This window comes from Streptomyces spinosisporus (assembly GCF_022698145.1).
Taxonomy (GTDB): Bacteria; Actinomycetota; Actinomycetes; order Streptomycetales; family Streptomycetaceae; genus Streptomyces; species Streptomyces spinosisporus.
Map to the genome: position 1 here is coordinate 1 of NZ_JALDAX010000014.1, position 18,559 is coordinate 18,559.

Here is an 18,559-nt window from a genome sequence, read left to right on the forward strand (position 1 = left end):
GTCGTCGCGTAGGTCGATGCCGAGGACGCGTGCTGTCGGCCGGAGACGGCGGTCGCACGACGCACGACCCGACATCGCCTTCGGCCGTCCGTCTCGGGACTGGTGTCATTCGATGTCACGGTCGGGGACGACGTGGATGGCCGCCTCTTCCGCCGAGGCTGCGCCGCCGTCGATGCCGACGTCCCGCGCCGTGTAGTCGTCGTCGAAACCCACGTCACCGTCCGTGTCCCAGTCGACCAGGCGGCCTGCGCCCTCGTCGCCGACCTGGTCGTCGAGGAGTTCCCCGTCGGTGTCGACGGCGTCACCCAGTCCGTCGCCCTCGTCCTGCGCGCTCAATTCCGGGACCTCGCGCCTCAGTCGGTGGGTCAAGTCCTCGTGGGAGGCCCCCTCCCTGGCGGTCAGCCCCCATTCGGACACGCCGAGCGGTCTCTCGGGAGGCGAGTACCCCTCGTCGAGGATGTCCTCGCCGAACTCGTCCTCGTCGTACTCCTCCTCGGGGCTCAACGGGTTGAAGTCTGCCGGATCACTCGACGCCGAAGCGTCATCTGCTGCCGTCATCAGGCTCTCCCAGGCTGTGTCGTCTTCTCCCGCGCCGTCCTGCCGCATCGGCCCGGGTCCCCTCATCCAAGCGGCACGTTGTGGACGCGGCATCTACGCGGCGTCGCCGAGCCGGCGCGGGTTCCTCGTACGGAGGGGGGTCGCCCGCGCGCGCCGGCCCCAGCTTCCCGGACGATGGAGGTGTGCCGGTCGATCGAGGTGCTGCCGGCCGATCCACGTGCTGCCGACCGCGGCCCACGCTTGTCCGGAGACCGATGGGACGCCGGCCCGGCGACTGTCAGCGTCCGCTGTGCTCCAGGGCCCGGACCTCGGGATGGCGCAGATCGAACGCGGGGGACTCCGAGCGAATCGCGGGCAGCGAAAGGAAGTTGTGCCGCGGGGGTGGGCAGGAGGTGGCCCATTCCAGCGAACGGCCGTATCCCCAGGGGTCGTCGTCCGCAACGCGCGGCGCGTAGTGCGCGGTCTTCCACACGTTGTAGAGGAACGGGAGCATGGAGGCGCCGAGCAGGAAGGACCCGATCGTCGAGACGGTGTTCAGGGCGGTGAACCCGTCGGCTGCCAGGTAGTCGGCGTAACGCCGCGGCATTCCCTCGGCGCCCAGCCAGTGCTGGACGAGGAACGTGCAGTGGAACCCGACGAAGAGGGTCCAGAAGTGGATCTTCCCGATTCGCTCGTCGAGCATCTTGCCCGTGAACTTGGGCCACCAGAAGTAGAAGCCCGCGAACATGGCGAACACGACGGTGCCGAAGACGGTGTAGTGGAAGTGCGCCACGACGAAGTACGAGTCGGAGACGTGGAAATCCAGGGGCGGGGAGGCCAGCAGAACGCCGGTCAGCCCTCCGAAGAGGAACGTGACGAGGAAGCCCAAGGCCCACAGCATGGGCGTCTCGAAGGACAGGGACCCCTTCCACATCGTTCCGATCCAATTGAAGAACTTCACCCCCGTGGGAACAGCGATCAGGAACGACATGAACGCGAAGAAGGGCAGCAGAACCCCGCCGGTCACGAACATGTGGTGAGCCCAGACGGTCACCGAGAGGCCGGCGATGGCGATCGTGGCCCCGACCAGACCCATGTAGCCGAAGACCGGCTTCCTGCTGAACACGGGCAGGATCTCGGTGACGATGCCGAAGAACGGCAGGGCGATGATGTACACCTCGGGGTGGCCGAAGAACCAGAACAGGTGCTGCCACAGCAGGGGCCCGCCGTTGGCCGCGTCGAAGACGTGGGCGCCGAACTTCCGGTCCGCCTCAAGGGCGAGGAGAGCTGCCGCCAGCGTCGGGAAGGCGATGAGGACCAGGACCGCGGTGAGCAGGACGTTCCACGTGAAGACCGGCATGCGGAACATGGTCATGCCGGGCGCGCGCATGCAGATGATGGTCGTGATGAAGTTGACCGAGCCGAGAATGGTCCCGAAGCCCGACAGAGCCAGGCCCATGACCCAGAGGTCGCCGCCCACGCCGGGCGAGTACAGGGCGCTCGAAAGGGGCGCGTATCCGGTCCAGCCCCAGTGAGCGGAGCCGTCCGGGGTCAGGAATCCCGACAGGACGATCAGGGAACCCAGAAGATAGAGCCAGTACGCGAACATGTTCAGCCGGGGAAAGGCCACGTCCGGGGCGCCGATCTGCAGCGGCATGATCCAGTTCGCGAAACCCGCGAACAGAGGGGTGGCGAAGACCAGGAGCATGATGGTGCCGTGCGCGGTGAAGGCCTGGTTGAACTGTTCGTTGGAGAGGAACTGCATGCCCGGGCGCGCGAGTTCGGCGCGCATCACGAGGGCGAAGGCGCCGCCGACGAGGAAGAACACGAACGAGGTCGTCAAGTAGAGGGTCCCGATCCTCTTGTGGTCCGTGGTGGTCAGCCACTCCACCACCGCCCTGCCCCCGCCTGCGCCCTGCCGCCGCTCCATGGCCGTGTCGGCCGCCTGTACTTTCGCCACCGTCGCCTCCGTGCGTCCGATCGAGGGGCCGCGGCCACGCGCCGCCGTGCCGCGAGCGCAAATCAAGCACCGCGGCATACATGTGCCGTCTACGGCAGGTGAAGGGGCGGGTCATGACGGCTCTCGGTGAGGCCGAAGGATGCGTCGCCGTACCTCGCTGTCCGCCTTGCGAAAAGGGGGTGGGCACCACCAGGAGCCGGCCGCCGCGCTCGGTGCAGTGCTGCGCACTCCGGCCGACGAACCCGAGGCGGCCCGCTATATGGTGGCCGCGTGCGGCTTTGTGCCGCTCGCCGTCCGCATCGCCGCCTGCCGCCTGCCGCCTGGCCCACCTGGCGCATCGCCACCTTGGCCGACAGGCTCGCCGACGACACCAACCGGCTCGCCGAGCACCAGGCGGGCGACCTGGCCATCACCCCGTCCTCGCGCGCCTGTCCATGCCGGCCTGGATGCCGAACAGGCGCGCGCCTACCGGCTGCTGAGCACGACCACCGACCCGCTCCTGTGCCTGCTCCAGGCGGCACGCCTGCTCAATCGCGACTCCACGCAGACAGAAACGCTGATCGAACACCGAGCGTCAGCGGTAGTACGCCTCCAGTTCGGCGATCGAGGTGAAGGTCTGGGTGCCGCCGCTGCCGCCGATGACACGGACGCCGTCACCGGTCGTGGTGTCGAAGTCGAAGACGTATGTCCTGTTCGTGCCGGCGGACGGGGAGGTGGGGTAGGACGGTGTCACGCGCTGGCCGGTGACATCGGTCCACACGCCGTCGCGGCGCACCTGGATCCTGGGGGCGCTGCTGAACCAGCCGCCGTCGCCGAACATCGTGGCGGTGGTGTAGGCCACCCGGTCGAGGCGGTAGGTGCGCGGCCAGGTGTAGCCCCACCAACTGGTGGGCTTGCGCTCGTCGTTCCAGTCGTCCTCGTTCTGGGCCGTGTTGCCGTCGTTGTAGATCGCGGTGCCGAAGTGCGTGGCGCGTTCGACCGGGACGGTGCCGGGTTCGCGGGCCAGGTTGCGGGCGGCGTCCGGCCCGTTGTCCGGGGTGGTGGGGGTCGACGGGGTGAGGGACATCCTGCGCAGCGAGAAGGTGTACGCCCAGAAGTCGCCGGCCGGGTAACCGCCGCCGCAGGGGCAGACGTTGGACTGGAGCCACATCGACCTGCCGTCCGCGCTGATGTACTTCGACGGGATGGTGGTGGCGTAGCCGCCGTGCTTGGTGTGCGTCCATGGGTAGCCGCCGAAGTCCTTCGGGGTGAAGTGCTTCCACGGGCCCCACGGGGTGGGCGCCTCGTAGAACTCGTAGGTGTACTCCGTCCAGGAGGTGTAGAGGTAGCGGTTCAGCGGCTTGTCGTAGACGACCCCGCCCTGGCTGATCACGCTCAGGTCCCGGACGCGCCCCGCGGTTCCCACGTTCTGGTAGATGCGGTGGTCGTCGTGGAGGACGGAGACCCGCCGGTCGATGTCCGGCGTCCACTGCGGGGTGCCCGCACTGTCACCGGCGTAGAACCGCCATGCGGACCGGTCCTGGACGGCGGTGGCGGGCACCCGGGCCAGATAGAGGTCGGCGGGGTCCGGGTCGGGGTCGAAGGTGTCGCGCCAGTTGTAGTCCAGGCCGTAGGCGTAGACGTAGCCGTCCGGGCTGTTCGCGTTGTCCTTGCCGTAGTCGAGGAACATGACCGTGGTGAAAGTCTGGTCGGAGAACATCGGTGCTGTCTTGTCTGACGTCCATGTCGCGCCCTTGTCGGTGGACTTGACGATCGTCGCGCTCGGCGCGTGGTCCAGGGTGCCCTGCTTGAGGTCCTGGACGGCCAGGTAGAGGTCGCCGTTGACGCAGACCATGCCGGTGGGCTTGCGGTAGTACTGGCCGGGATCGCCCCAGATCCGGCCGATCCGGTCGCCGGCCGCGCGCTGCGTGCCCGTCAGGTTGCCGGGCATGCCGCTGATCCGGGCCACGCCGATGTCGTTCCAGGTGCTGCCGTAGCCCACGCCGTCGCCGTAGGCGGCATACACGTTGTCGTCGTCGGACCAGCACGACGGCCACAGGTCGCCGTGCTCCTTGTTGTCACCGATCGCGGGGGCGCCGACGGTGGCGCCCGGATCGACGCTCACGGTGGAGAAGTAGGTGCTCTCGGGGGCGTTGGCGAGAGCGGTGGTGTCGGCTTGGACGGCGGGGGTGGTCAGCGTGCCTACGGCGGCCAGCGCGACCGCCAGGGTGATCAGGGCTCTGAGTCTGCGCACGGACATGCTCCTCGCGGGTCGGCTCGGGAACTTCGGGAACTGGGAACGCGCTTGGGGAGACGTGCTCGGGGGAACGTGCTCAGACGGCCAGGCCGTTGATCCGGTACTGCATGACCCAGTAGTTCTGGGCGTCGTACCACTGGCTCACGGTGATGTCGAAGTCGGCGAAGGTGGACCCGGGGACGATGAAGCCGCCGTACGGGCTGGCGACCGCGTTGCCCGACTCGTTGCCCGGAGTGGTCGGGACGATGATGGTCTGCTCCGGGGTGGTGAACAGGTTGCTCGTCGGGAGCGCGAAGATCTGGGCGCGCATCGACAGGGGTTCCATGTTCAGCCAGGTCAGTGCGTACTTGCCGCCCATCGCCCGGAAGCAGATCTCGCCCCAGCGGCGGCGGCCGGTGATGGTGGTGGGGTAGTTGCCCCAGGCCCAGGCGCCGTTGGCGTAGCCCCATGGCTGGTACGCCGCCGGGTTGCCGAGCTGGTCCTGGCGGACGCGGTGCAGCAGGAGGTCGGAGGCGACGTCCCGGTTGAACACCGTCGACAGGACGTAGCAGTAGCCGTCGTCCGCGACCGCGTACGTCTTCTGCTGGAACTGGCCGCCGTACTGGTCGCCGGGCCACTGGCACAGGTACTGCCAGGTCTGGCCGTTGTCCGTCGAGCGCCAGAAGTCGCTGTGATGGGTCTGGTAGAGCACGCCCCGCATGAGATGCATGTACATCGTGCCGCCGACGGTGAAGACGTCCGACGGGATGGCGGTGGTGTTGTTCTCATGGCTCTCCGGGACCAGGCCGACGGCATGCGCGCCGCCCACGCTGTCGTCGATGACCAAGTGGTCGACGTCGGGGTGGCGTGCGCGCAGGCCCACCGGGGCTCGCCAGTCCCGGTCGCCCACCCCGGCCCCGTCGAAGGTGTCGCCGCAGACGAACAGCATGGTGCCGTCGGGGCAGCGGGCGGGGATGCCGAGGTCGGTCCAGGGTGCGGCGAAGGCACCCGTCTCGGCCGGGCCGGTGAGATTGCGGATCTTGGTGCCGGTGATGGCGGCGGTGCTCGCCGCGGCCCGGCCGGCGGTGAACCCGGTCGCGGCCATACCGAGGCCCGCGCCGAGGCCCGCAGCGAGGACCGTGCGGCGGGCCGGGCCGAGGGGCGCGGCCGACCGGCCGGAGTCCGGGTGCGGCCCGGCCGAGTGTTGTGAACCTGTCATGCGAAGCTCCTCGGAGTCGTGGGGGTCCCTGGTTCGCTCGGTCAGTGGTTCACGTGCCCGGTGCCCGGTGTCCGTCCCGCGCGCGGGGCGTGGACCGGACACCGGGAGTTCTGCAGGCGGCGGGGGCGAACGGGTGCCCGCCCGCTCGTCCCGGCGCCATGGGCCGCTACGGCTGCAGCGCCAGGTCCCCGCACAGGTGCACCTCGACGCCCAGCTCGGCGAAGAACGCCGCCTTGGCGCGCAGTGCCTTGTCGGCGGTGGCCGCGTCAGGGGCGTATGCGACGTTGAGGTGGTTGGCGCGGTGGCGGGCCATGAACTGGTCGCGGGTGACGCCGTGCAGGACCGCGTGCATGATCGGCCACTGGTGGTTGGTGGCCTCCAGACGGCGCCACGTCTCCTCCTCCGGCAGCTCGACGGCGCTCGCGCGGCCGAGGTCGACGTGCAGCCGCCCGTCCATCAGGAACACCCGCGACCAGACGATCTCGCCGGGCTTGGAGACACCGCTGAGGGTGCCGCCGCCGAGCGGGAAGAACATCGGTGGCTGGCGCATGCTGTACGACTTGTCGTAGCCGCCGTTGTGGGAGGCGGGCACCGAGCCGGAGATCTCGAAGACCCACACGAACCGGCCGTCGTACTCCTCGCCCCAGCGGATGTCGTGCAACGTGGTCGCCGGGTCCAGACCCATCGCGGTCCAGAGGCGGTTGGTGACGAGGGAGTCGACGGCGACGCCCTCGTCCACCTCGTTGAAGTGCGGCAGGGGCGCGCCCGCGTAGAGCTCGCGGGAGCCGTCGCGGCTGAGCACCGGCGGGCGCTGGACGTTGTTGAGCAGACCCTCGGCGAGGTCGCTCGCCGGGACGGTGTCCTTCAGGCCCTGCTGGTACTGGATGCCGACCGCATCCAGCCCGAAGTCGTCGGCGATGCGCAGCGCGGCGATGTACATCTTGAACTGGCTGAGCAGTTGGGCGTCGGTGAGTTCGGTGGCCTCGTCGGTGCCGGTGTGGAAGGTCATGCCGGCGTCGTCGAGCCAGGCGCGGACCGCCCTCGCCTCCTCGTCGGAGACCTTCTTCATCTCGGCGACCAGCGCGCTCTGCGACAGGCGCTCCTTGTAGATGCCGAGCGGGTTGAGGAACTCGTCGTCGATGATGGCGTTGTACATGCCCATGCAGCCCTCGTCGAAGACGCCGATGATCGCCTTCTCCTCGCGCAGCTGGCGGGCCAGAGCCACACCGAGCTCGGTCTCGGCGTCCTCGGACAGGGGCGGCAGGGGCCGGACGTGGCCGGTGTCGTGGGTGAGGGTGCCTGTCTCCAGCCAGGTCCGCAGTCCCTCGCGCGCCCAGTCGTCGGTGAAGTCGGTGCTCCACAGGACGGAGTAGTCGCGGCCCGCCTTGGTGAGGGAGCCGGCGAGGTTCAGCAGGCCGACCAGGCCCGGGAACTCACCGCTCCAGTTGGCTACGACCAGGATCGGGCCCTCGTGGCTGCGCAGACCCGCCAGGACGTGGTGGCTGTACTGCCAGACCGCCTCGACGACGATCAGCGGGGCGTCCTTGGGCAGGGTCTTGAAGACCTCGATACCGGCGCACTGGCTGTCGATGAAACCGTGGCCCTTGACCTCGTCGACCGCGTGACCGCGGCGCACCTTCCAGCCCAGGTCGGTCACGGCCGCGGCGAGGTCGTTCTCCAGCTTCTCCTGGGTGGGCCAGCAGGTGACGTTGGCGGCCGGGCGCAGGTCGCCGCTGGCCACGGTGTAGACGGTGTGCGGCTCGGCGGCCGGCGGCTGGTGGAGCTGGGGCAGGGCGTACGTGGTCATACGGGTCTCCGTCGGGGGTTCGGGTGTGCGCGAAGGCACGCAGGCACGGCCGGCTATGCGTCCGCGCCGATCGTGAGCGCTTGTGCGGATGTGTCGCGCCCGTGACGTGCACGGGCGCGTGGGCGGTCTGTAGGGGCCGGGGTGGTCTGTGTGGGCCGGGGCTGCTGTCAGCGCTCCTGCAGCGCCGCCAGCGTGTGGACGGCGTCCGCGGTGTCCGGGTACAGCCGCCGGTAGAGGGCGTACAGCGCGTCGTAGCGCGCGGTGTTCTCGGCGCGTGGCGTCACCGTCTCGCGCACCGGGTTCCAGTCGTCGATACGGGCGTTGCCGACGAGCTGGGCGGCCAGCAGCGCCCCGCCGTAGCTCGCGCCGATCGTGACGGTGCGCAGTTCCTGCGGGCGGCCGGTGATGTCGGAGACGATCTGCGTCCACAGCGAGCCCTGGGTGCCGCCGCCGACGGCGACCACACGGCGGATGTCGCCGCCGGCCTCCTCGATGACCTCGATGTTGTGGCGCACACCGAACCCGGTGGCCTCCAGGGCCGCCCGGTACAGGTCACCGCGGGTATGGGACAGGGTCAGCCCGGCGATGACCCCGCGGGCCTGCGGGTCCATGACCGGGGTGCGCTCACCGGAGAAGTACGGCAGCATCAGCAGGCCGCCCGCGCCGGGGCCGGACTCGGTGGCGAGCCGGGTGAGTTCGGTGTGGTCGGTGCCGTCGAACAGGTCGCGGAGCCAGTTGGTGACGGCTCCGGAGGTGGCCATGCCGCCCGCCAGGTTGCGGGTGCCGGGCAGGGCGCCGACCGTGCCCCACAGGGACGGGCTGGTGAGCGGCTCGGGCACGGTGTGCACGAGGAACATGGTGGTGCCGTACATCAGCATCAGATCGCCGGTGTGCTGCGCACCCACGCTCAGTGCCTCCGCCCAGGCGTCGATGGTGCCGGTGGTGACGGGGATGCCGGCGGGCAGGCCGGTCTCCCGGGCGGCCTCGGCGGTGACGGTGCCGGCCGCCTCGCCGGACCAGGCCAGCGGCGGCAGCTCGATACCGGGAGCCACCTCGGCGGCCCAGGGGGCGAACCACTCGCAGGCGTGCGTGTCGTAGAGCGGGGTGCACTGACTGGCCGAGTGGTGGTCGAGGACGTAGGCGCTGGTCAGCTGCCGTACCAGCCAGGAGCTGGGCATGTAGAGGCGACGGGCTCGGGCGTACAGCTCCGGCTCCTCCTCGGCGACCCAGGCGATCTTCGGCCCGGCGGCCTGGGTGCTCAGCGCCGAGCCCGAGCGCCGGATGATCTCCCCGGCGCCGAGCCGCTCCTCGATCCGCTCGATCTGGCGGACCGAACGGGTGTCCACGCCGTACAGGATCGCGGGACGCAGCGGGGTGTCATGTTCGTCGGCCAGCAGCACGCACGGCCCCATACCGCTCACCCCGACAGCAACCACCGAGGCGTCACCAGGACCCGTCAGCTCGCGGGCGAGTTCGGTGAACTCGCGCCACCACACGGAGGCGTCCATCTCGAAGTGGCCGGGTCTCGGCCGTGCGGGTCTGTGCTCCCGTACGGCCGAGCGGATCAGGGCGCCGTCGAGGCCGACGAGGACGCCCTTGCTGCTCGACGTGCCGATGTCCACGCCGATGACTGCGTTGCGAGGCATGTCCAGGACCATTGCAGAAATCGATTTCAGGGTCAAGGGTCCGCACGGCAGGCGCGGTTTCTCCAGGTGAGAAGCTTGGATCTGGACCATGCCCGCGATCCGAAAGACCCGGGCGTCTCACCTCTTGACACCCCTGGGGACCCCCTCTACGTTTCGGTGAAATGGATTTCAGAGGTGTTCCACCGCGGTGTCGGTGCCGCCTCGCACCTTTCCGCGCCCCACGGTGCCCCAGCCGGCCCGCGGCGCGCGCCCCCGTACTCCACCATGAGGGCACAACACGATGACGACCTTTGGACTCGACGGCATCTCGCGCAGGACGCGTGCCGTGAGCCGTTCCATCAGCGCCGAGAACTTCACCGGGGCCAAGTCCGGCGGCGGCCGCGCCACAAAGGGCACCGGTGCGGTGGCGGCGAGCCGGCTGGGGCCGGGCTGGAAGATCTCCCCCAGCATCGACATCGCCGCCGGTGAGACGGCGGTGCTCGCGGACATCGAGGGCCCCGGCACCATCCGCCACCTGTGGTGCACCACCGACCCGCACACGGCGTGGCGCGGCACCCTGCTGCGGATGTACTGGGACGGCGAGGACGACCCGGCCGTCGAGGTGCCGCTGGGCGACTTCTTCTGCAACGGCTGGAACACCTTCAGCCAGGTCTCGTCCGTGCCGGTCGCGGCCAACCCCAACGGCGGCTTCAACGCCTACTGGCCGATGCCGTTCCGCCGCAAGGCGCGCATCACGCTGGAGAACCTGACCGCCGAGAAGGTCACGCTCTACTACCAGGTGGACTACGAGCTGGACGAGGTCGGCGACGACGCTTCCTACTTCCACGCCCAGTGGCGCCGCAGCCACCCGGTGCCGTTCGGCGAGGTGCACACCCTGCTCGACGGCGTCACCGGCGCCGGCTCCTACGTCGGCACCTATCTGGCCTGGGGCGTCAACAGCCCGGGCTGGTGGGGCGAGGGCGAGCTGAAGTTCTACCTCGACGGCGACGACGAGTTCCCGACGATCTGCGGCACCGGCACCGAGGACTACTTCGGCGGCGCCTGGAACTTCGACGTCCCCGGCCAGGGCTACACCGCCTACACCACCCCCTACCTGGGCCTGAACCAGATCCTGCGCCCGGACGGGCTGTACCGCAGCCAGCAGCGGTTCGGGATGTACCGCTGGCACGTCCTGGACCCGATCCGCTTCAGCGAGGACCTCCGCGTCACCGTGCAGAGCCTCGGCATCGGCCCCGGCCAGGGCAACGGCCTTCCGCACCGCTATCGCCACACCAGCGACGACATCGCCTCCACCTCGCTGTTCTACCTGGACGCCCCCTCCTGCGCGTCCCGTCCGGCCACGCCGGACCTGCTCACCCTCGAAGTCGACTGAGCCCCTCGTATCCCAGCCCCGTCCCACTCCGACAGGAGCGCACGCATGCTCCAGCACGGCAACGACGCCGAGCGCCCCGCCAGACCGACCGGCACCCCGGCCGGCATCCCCGGCACGCACGGCCACGGCCTCGGCTCCGGCACCTCACGCCGCCGCTTCCTGACCGCGACGGCGGGCGCCGGCGCGGCCCTGGCCTCCCCGGCCCTGCTCACCGGCTGCGGCACCGCCCAGGCGAAGGGGGGCAACCTCCAGTTCTGGAACTTCTACGGGCCGCAGCGCTCACCCGACCCGGCGATCAACGCGCAGTCCAAGTGGTTCACCGACATGGTCGCCAAGTGGAACGCCAGCCATAGGCAGCAGATCGACCTCGTCTACCTGCCGCAGCCCACCTACCTCAACGGCTTCAAGCTCCCCTCCGCGTTCGCCACGGGCGAGGGCCCGGACGTCTTCCTGCTCTCCCCCGGCGACTTCCTGCGCTACTACAACGGCGGGGTGCTGGCCGACCTCACTCCGTACATGGAGAAGGAGGCCGTCGACGACTTCGGCACCGCGCTCGACAGCCGCAAGGTCGACGGCAAGGTCTACGCCCTCCCCATGGAGGTCGAGCCGCTGGCGATGTTCTACGCCCAGGACGTCTGGGAGAAGGCCGGCCTGTCCGAGGCGGACATCCCCACCACCTGGGACCAGATGCTCGACATCGGTGACAAGCTGCGCACCAGAACCCGGGCCGGCCTCGTCTTCGAGACCAATCCGGGCTACTACCAGAACTTCACCTGGTACCCCTGGATGTGGCAGGGCGGCGGCGACGTCCTGGACCAGCAGGGCAACGTCGCCTTCGACTCCAAGGCCACCCGCCAGGCCCTGGCGTTCTGGCAGGACGCGGTGCGCCACGGCATCACCCCGCGCACACTGCCCGCCGCCGGCGACGTGATCAGCGGCTTCAAGGGCGGCAACGTCGCCCTGTGGCAGCAGGGCATCTGGAACGTCTCCAGCTTCAAGGCGTTCGCACCGAAGTACAAATACGGGGTCTTCAAGCTGCCGTTGCCCCCGGGCGGCAGATACGTCACCACGCTCGGCGGCTGGTCGTTCTGCGCCAACGCGCAGGGCCGCAACCCCGAGGCGGCGGCCGAGTTCTGCGTCTGGGCGCTGGGGTCCATGAAGGACGACTCCATCGACCGGATGGTCGACTGGTGCGTCGGCGCCAAGTCCGACGTGGCGCCGCGTGCCAGCGCCCTGGAGCGGGGAGCCGCCAAGGGCGGCTACGACTCCGCGATCATGAAGAAGTTCAAGGACGAGATCTTCCCGGGCGGCCGCGCCGAACCGCGCTATCCCCCGGTCGTCTACAAGGCGATCTCCGACGCCATCCAGGGCACCATGCTCGCGGGCCGCGGGGTGGCCGGCGAGGCGGAGCGAGCCGCCCGGTCCATCGCGGCCTACACCAAGAGCTACAAGGGGGCGAGCCTGATATGAGCAGCGTCGCCGCACAGGAGGGCCGGCGCACCTCGGTCGCCCCGGCCCAGGCACCCGTCTCGTCCGACCGGCGCAGGCTGAGCCGCAAGCACCGCGAATGGCTGGCCGCCGGCCTGTTCCTCGCCCCCGACGTGCTCGGGCTGCTCGTCTTCGTCGCCGTCCCGATGGTGCTCTCCATCGGCCTGAGCTTCTTCCAGGTCAGCGGCTTCGGCAGCTACGAGTGGATCGGGCTCGGCAACTACCGGCGGATGATGGACGACCCGCTGTTCTGGGACTCGATGAAGATCACCGGTGAGTACGTGGTGATCCTCGTCCCCGTCCTGTTCTGCGTGAGCCTCGGGCTCGGTCTGCTGGTCAAGCAGAAGCTGCCCGGCGTCGGGGTCTACCGCACCGCGCTCTTCCTGCCGTACGTCATCAGCCTCGTGGTGGTCGGCGTGCTGTGGAAGTTCCTGCTGGACGAGCAGACCGGCGTGGTCAACCGCGCCATGCGGGCGGCCGGCTTCGACGGCGAGTCCTGGCTCGGCAGCCCCTCCCTGGCTCTCGGCTGCGTCATCGCCGTCATGGTGTGGGTGATGATGGGCTACTACATGATCATCTTCCTGGCGGGGCTCCAGGAGATCCCGAAGGAGTTCTACGAGGCCGCCAAGCTCGACGGAGCGGGCCCGTGGACGACCTTCCGCACGATCACCTGGCCGCTGCTGCGCCCCACCAGCTTCTTCGTCCTGCTGATGTCGACGGTCGCCGCGATCACCGGCGGTCTCGACCTGATCTTCGTCCTGACCAACGGCGGCCCGGCCAACGGCACTTCACTGGCGATCTTCTACATCTACCAGCAGGCCTTCGGATTCGGTGAATACGGCTATGCCTCGGCGATGGGCTCGTTCCTGGTGCTGATCATGGTCGCCGTCTCCGCGGTGATCTTCAAGTTCACGAGAGGCGGGAGGTTCGACGATGGCGAGTGACGCCATGGCGGCCCAGGCCACCCCACCGGCCGGCCGGCGCCGGCCCACCTCGCGCACCGGACTCACGGCCCTGGCCGTCGTCCTGTCGCTGATCAGCGTCTTCCCGGTGCTGTGGATGGTCACGTCGTCCTTCAAGACGCGCGCCACCGTCACCGACGGGAACCTGATCCCCCGGGACTTCACGTTCGACAACTTCGTCTACGTCTTCACCGAGGTGCCGTTCGCGCGCTATCTGTGGAACAGCTTCTTCATCTCCGCGGTGATCACCGTGGCGGCGCTGTTCTTCCACTCGATGGCCGCCTACGCACTGGCCCGGCTGCGCTTCCCCGGCCGTGAAAAGCTCTTCGGCGCGATCTTCGCGACGCTGCTGGTCACCGCGCCGGTGGTGCTGATCCCGCTGTTCCTGGTGGCCCGCCAGCTGGGCCTGCTCGACAGCTACGCCGGCCTGATCATCCCGGCCATCTTCAACGCCTTCGGCATCTTCCTGCTGCGCCAGTTCTATCTGCAGCTGCCCAAGGAGCTGGAGGAGGCGGCGATCGTGGACGGCTGCGGCCACTGGCGGGTCTACTGGAACATCGTCCTGCCGATGTCCCGGCCCATCCTCTCGGCCCTGGCGATCTTCTTCTTCCTGGCCAACTGGAACGCCTTCGTCTGGCCGCTGGTCGCCACCAACGACCAGTCCCTGACGGTGGTCCAGCTCGGCATCGCCTCCTTCCAGACGCAGTACGGCTCCAACTGGAACTACATCCTGGCCGCGGCCACGGTGGCGGCGCTGCCCATGCTGGTGCTGTTCTTCGTCTTCCAGCGGCAGATCGTGGAGTCGATCAAGACGTCTGGTCTGAAGTAGCAGCACGGCAGACGGAACAAGGGGCGCCGCACCGGTCGAGTGACCGGTGCGGCGCCCCTTTCCTACGCCGTCCCTGTGCCGTGGTGCCTCGTCCGCCCGGTGCGTACGGCGTCCGTCCGTGCTCTTCGTCAGTCGGTGGCGACCGGCCCGGCGGTGCTCTCCCGGATCTGGAGCCTGGTGCGCAGCACCACGGTCTGCAGCGGTGCCGCACTGCCCTCCATGCGCTGCAGCAGCAGATCGGCGGCAGCACGCCCGAGCTCGTACGACGGCAGCTCCACCGCCGTCAGTGACGGCCGCACCAGCGACGCCCAGGGGACGTCGCCGAAGGAGAGCACTCCCACGCCGGGCGGAGTGCGGCCGACCTCGGCCAGGGCGTCGAGGGCGCCGATGGTCATGAGGTTGTTGGTAACGAACACCGCGTCGGGCGGCTCGGGCAGAGCCAGCATCTCGCGCATCGCCGCCCGGCCGCCCTCGACGCGGAAGTCGGCGTGCCGTACGTATGCATCGTCCGCCACGATCCCCTCGCTCCGGGCCGCGTGCAGCGCCGCCCGGTACCCCGCCAAGCGCTCCTCGGAGGTGGAGGCACCCTCGGGTCCGGTGATGCAGGCGATCCTGCGGTAGCCCGCCCGGAGCAGATGACGGGTGGCCACCTCGCCGCCGTGCTGGTCGTCGGCCCGGACCGCGTCCACCTCCGCCTCGTGCGGCCGCCGGTCCACGGCGACCACGGGCACGCCCCGGGCGATGAGCGGTCCCAGGTCCGTGTCGTCCTGGGAGGCCGCCGCCACGATCACACCCGCCATCTGCTCACCGAGCGCGACCTCCAAATAGCGCCGCTCCTTGTCGGTGTCCTCGTCGGAGTTGCACAGCACCACGGAGAGACTCGTGCGCTGCGCGGCGTCCTCGACGCCGCGGGCGAGCGAGGTGAAGAACGGGTTCTCGATGTCCGGGATGATCAGTGCGATCACACTGGAGCGCTGCTTGCGCAGGCTTCGCGCCAGTCGGTTGGGCGCGAAGCCGAGTTCCGCGGCGGCCTGTTGCACGGACTGGGCGCGTTCCGGTGTGACCCTGCCGCCATTGAACACACGCGACACGGTCGCCGGGGATACGCCGGCGGCTCGCGCCACGTCATGGATCGTGACCACCTGTGTCCGCATCCTTTCACCCGGTCCCGGCCCCACCCTATCAAGCTGGTGAAAAGGATTTCACCCCCATAGTGAGCGGGTCGGGCGGGGGCGGGCCGCGCCGCCGTCACAGGGAAGCTCACGGCAGACGGACTGCGACCAGAGGGTCCGCGGCGCGTATCCGAGCTCATCCGCGCTCTGCAACCTGACCACCGCCTGGCGGGGCTCCGATCCCGGCGATGAGTGCGTGCCGGTGCGGGGCATGGCGGGCATGGCCGGCTGTGACCGAGTCGCCGCGTGCAAAGGGCTCGGCACCACTACGTCTACGTCCTTCCCCCACCGCGGACGACGGGGTGAACCCCGCCGCTTCGGGAACCCGGGCCAGGAATGCGCACGCCCTACGCGAAGGGAGACCGGCACATGTCGAATCCGCAGCAGCCCGAACAGCGGCGCAGCGACAAGGGAGGCGCCACCCCGCAGGACAGCGGCGAGCTCAAGGCCCGCCAGCCGTCCGGCCGCGGCACGGGCGCCCGCCCGCACGGCCCGGACAAGGGCGACAAGGGCGGCGGCGAGGGCGGCGGAGTGCCTCCCGCCCAAAAGCCCGAACACCCCTGAACAACCGAACGCCGGCCCGCGTTACGGTGCACCGTCCGCGTCACCTGCGCTCACGAGCCCCGTGAAGGGGCCCTCGCCCTTGACCCGCTCCGGCGGCTCGAGCCCTCTCGTCGATAGCAGTCTGGCCGCGGATGTGATCACCGAGTACGGCTGCGGGTGGACGCAGGTGCCGGTTGGTGCATCGCACCCCCCGGACGTCCGCGTGCTGCCCGCCCACGACAACTACCTGGTCGACAACTAACCGGTCGGCCATCGCACCCGCCAGGTCGCTGTCGCCACCGCGCATCAGGCCCCCGTCCGGCGGGGGGGGCGGCAGCAGCCGCCCCGCCGTCGTCGCCGACGGGCTGGTCATCGCCACCTGGACCTGCGGCTCCGGCACCCGCTCCGTCCAGGTCGAGCTACAGGCCTCGCATCGTGCGCCAACGGCAATCACGTCACCACAGTTCATGAATCCACCCGGTCACCCTTGACCGGCAGTGCCGACGGCGCCCCCGACCGTGATCGAGGGCGGACGCCGAGCCGGGCGGTGCCCAGTTCGGCGAGCATCCGCGGCAGGGCCGCCGTCATGCGGGTGACGGGAACGTGCGCGGTCTTGAGGTGCTCACCCTGGGCGTGGCGCGTACACCTCTCCCTAGGCGGGGCAACACGTGGGTGATCTAAAGGTCACCGTGGTGAACAAGGGCGTCCCGGCCGCCGCGCCGCTTCCACGACCCGGCGGTTGCGGGTGACCAGATCGGCGGGCAGCACGTCGCTCGTCACGAGCAAGTCGCACTCGCGGTCGAGGTCCGCAGCCCCGTCCTCGATGCTCCGCCCAGCCTGGCCGCGCCGGGGTGGCAACGGCGCTTCGTGCAGCGTCCGGATGGTGGCACCCACCGCGGCCTACGCCGCCGGCGACGCGGTCGACGACTCGCCGAAAAGGCCCGGCGCCCGGCCAGGGACCGCGCCGAGCACGAGCACGGCGACTCGCGCCTCAGGACCTCCGGGGTCGCCACCGGCTCCAGAGTCATCGCCTCAACCTCTACGTCGACGCGTGGAGGCCGGCTCCGGTCCCGGCAGAAGGTGACCGGCACGGGACCGTCAGGAATCCGACAGCCTCACAGCCACACACTGTGAAATGGACACACTCTGCCCGCATCGGCTTCTTCATAGGCTGCCACGCAGGGCCGATCGCCACCTGTTCGCCCCCGAGCAGGTGGCGATCGGCCCTGCGAAGAAAGCGGACCACGCGGCACCCCTCATGGTGAGCCTGGCAGAGAGGTCACGCATGTGCGCGATGAATTCGCGCCCCCGCGTACACCCGCCCCCCGAGCAGCGACCACGCCGGTCAGCACGGCCCGCACAGCGCAGCCGCCGGGCGGGGCTCTGTGAAACCCGTGCCCGTCGGCCGCATGCAATGACTCCGCCGAGTCACGACAAGAACGAAGGACGATCTGTGAACGCAACTCCCACTCCCCGCGGCCATGCCGTCGTGATCGGCGCTTCTCTGGGCGGTCTGCTGGCTGCGCGGGCATTGAGCGAGAGCTTTGAACGGCTGACGCTGATCGAGCGGGACGAACTTCCCGCCGCGCCGGATCACCGGCGCGGTACGCCTCAGGACCATCACACCCACGGTCTGCTGGCCCGCGGCCGTCACGCTCTCGATCAGCTGTTTCCCGGCTTCACCGAGGAGTTGGTCGCGGCCTCGGCTCCGCTGGCCGATCTGCAGGCGGACATGCACTGGTACTTCGACGGACGGCCGCTGGCACCAACACGCTCTGGCCTTGTGGGGGTTGCGGCGAGCCGCCCCCTGATCGAGTACGTCGTGCGCTCCCGGGTCGCGGCCATCCCCGGCGTCACGTTCATCGACCGCTGCCCGGGGCTGGACCTGACGACCTCGCCGGACCGGAGCGCGGTCATGGGCGTGCGTCTGCTCGGTGGCGGGGAGGGCGCCGGGGAGAGGGTCATCGAAGCCGATCTGGTGATCGACGCCTCGGGACGCGGCTCCCACTCCCCTGTCCGGCTCGAGCAATGGGGATACGGGCGGCCGCGCGAGGACCGGGTCCACATCGGCTGCACCTACATGACGCAGATGTACCGGCGCGAACCCCACCACCTCGACGGCCGCATCGGCACGGTCTGCTCCTCCTATCCCGGTCAGCCCCGCGGGGGAATCATCCTCGCTCAGGAGCACGACCGTTTCATCGTCACCCTCGCCGGGGTTCTGGGCGAGGAGGCGCCGTCCGACCGCGCCGGGATGATCGCCTACGCCGAGACGTACGCCGCGCCCGAGTTCGCGGAGATCATCCGCACGGCCAAGCCCCTGGGTGAACCGGTGCAGATGCGCTATCCGGCCAGCGTCCGCAGGCGTTACGAGGACATGGCCGCCTTCCCCGAGGGCTTCCTCGTCGTCGCCGACGCATTGTGCAGCTTCAACCCCCTGTACGGGCAAGGCATCACGGTCGCCGCCCTGGAGGCCGTACTACTGACGGATCTACTCGCTGAAAGCCGCGACGATTTGTGGCGTCGCTTCTTCCGCGGCGCGGCCGAACTGGTGGACACCCCCTGGGCGCTCGTACTCGGAGGGGACCTGCGCCATCCTCAGGTTGAGGGCGCTCGAACCGCTCAGTCCCAGAACTTCGCCGAATACATGACGCGCTACTGGTCCGCGGCGCACCACGACGCCCTGCTCGGCACAGCGCTGCTGCGCGTGACCAATCTGCTGGACGAACCGGCCAGTCTCCTGGCACCCGATCTCGTCGACAGGGTAACGGCCAACTGCTGAGCACTGTTTCGGCGTGAGGTCGGGGGT

General features: G+C 69.6%; 14 protein-coding genes and 1 pseudogene. 6 read left to right on the forward strand and 9 right to left on the reverse strand.

The annotated features are described in order from the left end of the window. Positions 1–105: 105 nt before the first annotated feature. From MQN93_RS30435 to MQN93_RS30460, 6 genes are all read right to left on the reverse strand, one after another. Positions 106–558 carry a DUF5709 domain-containing protein gene (locus MQN93_RS30435; protein WP_242712069.1) on the reverse strand — a complete coding sequence of 151 codons (453 nt, stop codon included), beginning with the start codon at positions 556–558 and terminating at the stop codon, positions 106–108. A 277-nt stretch (positions 559–835) separates the two neighbouring features. Continuing rightward, the gene (gene ctaD, locus MQN93_RS30440) at positions 836–2,467 is read right to left on the reverse strand and encodes an aa3-type cytochrome oxidase subunit I (RefSeq protein WP_051183586.1); all 1,632 of its coding nucleotides are present in this window, start codon (positions 2,465–2,467) and stop codon (positions 836–838) included. 604 nt (positions 2,468–3,071) lie between these two features. Beyond that, positions 3,072–4,736 (reverse strand): glycoside hydrolase family 183 protein, encoded by a 1,665-nt coding sequence (locus tag MQN93_RS30445; protein ID WP_372504486.1) that lies wholly within the window; start codon positions 4,734–4,736, stop codon positions 3,072–3,074. 73 nt (positions 4,737–4,809) lie between these two features. Then, on the reverse strand, positions 4,810–5,931 hold the full coding sequence (locus MQN93_RS30450; protein ID WP_372504487.1) for a DUF4185 domain-containing protein: 1,122 nt from the start codon (positions 5,929–5,931) through the stop codon (positions 4,810–4,812). 166 nt (positions 5,932–6,097) lie between these two features. After that, positions 6,098–7,738: a fucose isomerase gene (locus tag MQN93_RS30455; protein ID WP_242712071.1), complete on the reverse strand. Its 1,641-nt coding sequence runs from the start codon at positions 7,736–7,738 to the stop codon at positions 6,098–6,100. A 167-nt stretch (positions 7,739–7,905) separates the two neighbouring features. Next, positions 7,906–9,384, reverse strand: coding sequence for an FGGY-family carbohydrate kinase (locus tag MQN93_RS30460; protein WP_242712072.1), 1,479 nt, complete (start codon positions 9,382–9,384; stop codon positions 7,906–7,908). A gap of 280 nt (positions 9,385–9,664) precedes the next feature. Between MQN93_RS30460 and MQN93_RS30465 the strand changes: the two genes are divergently transcribed. The 4 genes from MQN93_RS30465 to MQN93_RS30480 are packed head-to-tail and all read left to right on the forward strand — an operon-like array spanning position 9,665 to position 14,035. Next, positions 9,665–10,756, forward strand: a complete 1,092-nt coding sequence (locus MQN93_RS30465) for a glycoside hydrolase family 172 protein (protein WP_242712073.1) — start codon at positions 9,665–9,667, stop codon at positions 10,754–10,756. A 45-nt stretch (positions 10,757–10,801) separates the two neighbouring features. Continuing rightward, positions 10,802–12,226, forward strand: a complete 1,425-nt coding sequence (locus MQN93_RS30470; protein WP_242712074.1) for an ABC transporter substrate-binding protein — start codon at positions 10,802–10,804, stop codon at positions 12,224–12,226. After that, positions 12,223–13,188, forward strand: coding sequence for a carbohydrate ABC transporter permease (locus MQN93_RS30475; RefSeq protein ID WP_242712075.1), 966 nt, complete (start codon positions 12,223–12,225; stop codon positions 13,186–13,188). Before MQN93_RS30470 ends, MQN93_RS30475 begins: the two co-directional genes overlap by 4 nt. Next, complete coding sequence (locus MQN93_RS30480; RefSeq protein ID WP_242712076.1) at positions 13,178–14,035, forward strand: carbohydrate ABC transporter permease; 858 nt, start codon at positions 13,178–13,180, stop codon at positions 14,033–14,035. The genes MQN93_RS30475 and MQN93_RS30480 overlap by 11 nt, the downstream gene beginning before the upstream one ends. 128 nt (positions 14,036–14,163) lie before the next feature. On the opposite strand, the gene MQN93_RS30485 is transcribed toward MQN93_RS30480, so the two are convergent. After that, positions 14,164–15,159, reverse strand: a complete 996-nt coding sequence (locus MQN93_RS30485; RefSeq protein WP_242712077.1) for a LacI family DNA-binding transcriptional regulator — start codon at positions 15,157–15,159, stop codon at positions 14,164–14,166. A 417-nt stretch (positions 15,160–15,576) separates the two neighbouring features. On the opposite strand from MQN93_RS30485, the gene MQN93_RS30490 reads away from it, so the two are divergent. Further along, positions 15,577–15,771 carry a hypothetical protein gene (locus MQN93_RS30490; RefSeq protein WP_242712078.1) on the forward strand — a complete coding sequence of 65 codons (195 nt, stop codon included), beginning with the start codon at positions 15,577–15,579 and terminating at the stop codon, positions 15,769–15,771. A gap of 444 nt (positions 15,772–16,215) precedes the next feature. On the opposite strand, the gene MQN93_RS44015 is transcribed toward MQN93_RS30490, so the two are convergent. Together MQN93_RS44015 and MQN93_RS30495 are read right to left on the reverse strand one after the other, a co-directional pair. Beyond that, positions 16,216–16,338, reverse strand: coding sequence for a hypothetical protein (locus MQN93_RS44015; protein ID WP_278191359.1), 123 nt, complete (start codon positions 16,336–16,338; stop codon positions 16,216–16,218). Positions 16,339–16,449: 111 nt separating this feature from the next. Next, positions 16,450–16,802: pseudogene (locus MQN93_RS30495) on the reverse strand (aminoglycoside phosphotransferase family protein); the annotation flags it as partial. A 401-nt stretch (positions 16,803–17,203) separates the two neighbouring features. Between MQN93_RS30495 and MQN93_RS30500 the strand changes: the two are divergent. Further along, positions 17,204–18,532: an FAD-dependent oxidoreductase gene (locus MQN93_RS30500; protein WP_242712079.1), complete on the forward strand. Its 1,329-nt coding sequence runs from the start codon at positions 17,204–17,206 to the stop codon at positions 18,530–18,532. The last annotated feature ends 27 nt before the right edge of the window (positions 18,533–18,559 follow it).

What these genes read in the sequence shown, in the direction of transcription:
- MQN93_RS30445 (WP_372504486.1), bottom strand. Translation starts at nt 4,736, where the DNA reads ATGTCCGTGCGCAGACTCAGAGCCCTGATCACCCTGGCGGTCGCGCTG.
- ctaD (WP_051183586.1), bottom strand. Translation starts at nt 2,467, where the DNA reads ATGGAGCGGCGGCAGGGCGCAGGCGGGGGCAGGGCGGTGGTGGAGTGG.
- MQN93_RS30470 (WP_242712074.1), top strand. Translation starts at nt 10,802, where the DNA reads ATGCTCCAGCACGGCAACGACGCCGAGCGCCCCGCCAGACCGACCGGC.
- MQN93_RS30475 (WP_242712075.1), top strand. Translation starts at nt 12,223, where the DNA reads ATGAGCAGCGTCGCCGCACAGGAGGGCCGGCGCACCTCGGTCGCCCCG.
- MQN93_RS30480 (WP_242712076.1), top strand. Translation starts at nt 13,178, where the DNA reads ATGGCGAGTGACGCCATGGCGGCCCAGGCCACCCCACCGGCCGGCCGG.
- MQN93_RS30450 (WP_372504487.1), bottom strand. Translation starts at nt 5,931, where the DNA reads ATGACAGGTTCACAACACTCGGCCGGGCCGCACCCGGACTCCGGCCGG.
- MQN93_RS30455 (WP_242712071.1), bottom strand. Translation starts at nt 7,738, where the DNA reads ATGACCACGTACGCCCTGCCCCAGCTCCACCAGCCGCCGGCCGCCGAG.
- MQN93_RS44015 (WP_278191359.1), bottom strand. Translation starts at nt 16,338, where the DNA reads ATGACGGCGGCCCTGCCGCGGATGCTCGCCGAACTGGGCACCGCCCGG.
- MQN93_RS30465 (WP_242712073.1), top strand. Translation starts at nt 9,665, where the DNA reads ATGACGACCTTTGGACTCGACGGCATCTCGCGCAGGACGCGTGCCGTG.
- MQN93_RS30435 (WP_242712069.1), bottom strand. Translation starts at nt 558, where the DNA reads ATGACGGCAGCAGATGACGCTTCGGCGTCGAGTGATCCGGCAGACTTC.
- MQN93_RS30490 (WP_242712078.1), top strand. Translation starts at nt 15,577, where the DNA reads ATGTCGAATCCGCAGCAGCCCGAACAGCGGCGCAGCGACAAGGGAGGC.
- MQN93_RS30460 (WP_242712072.1), bottom strand. Translation starts at nt 9,384, where the DNA reads ATGCCTCGCAACGCAGTCATCGGCGTGGACATCGGCACGTCGAGCAGC.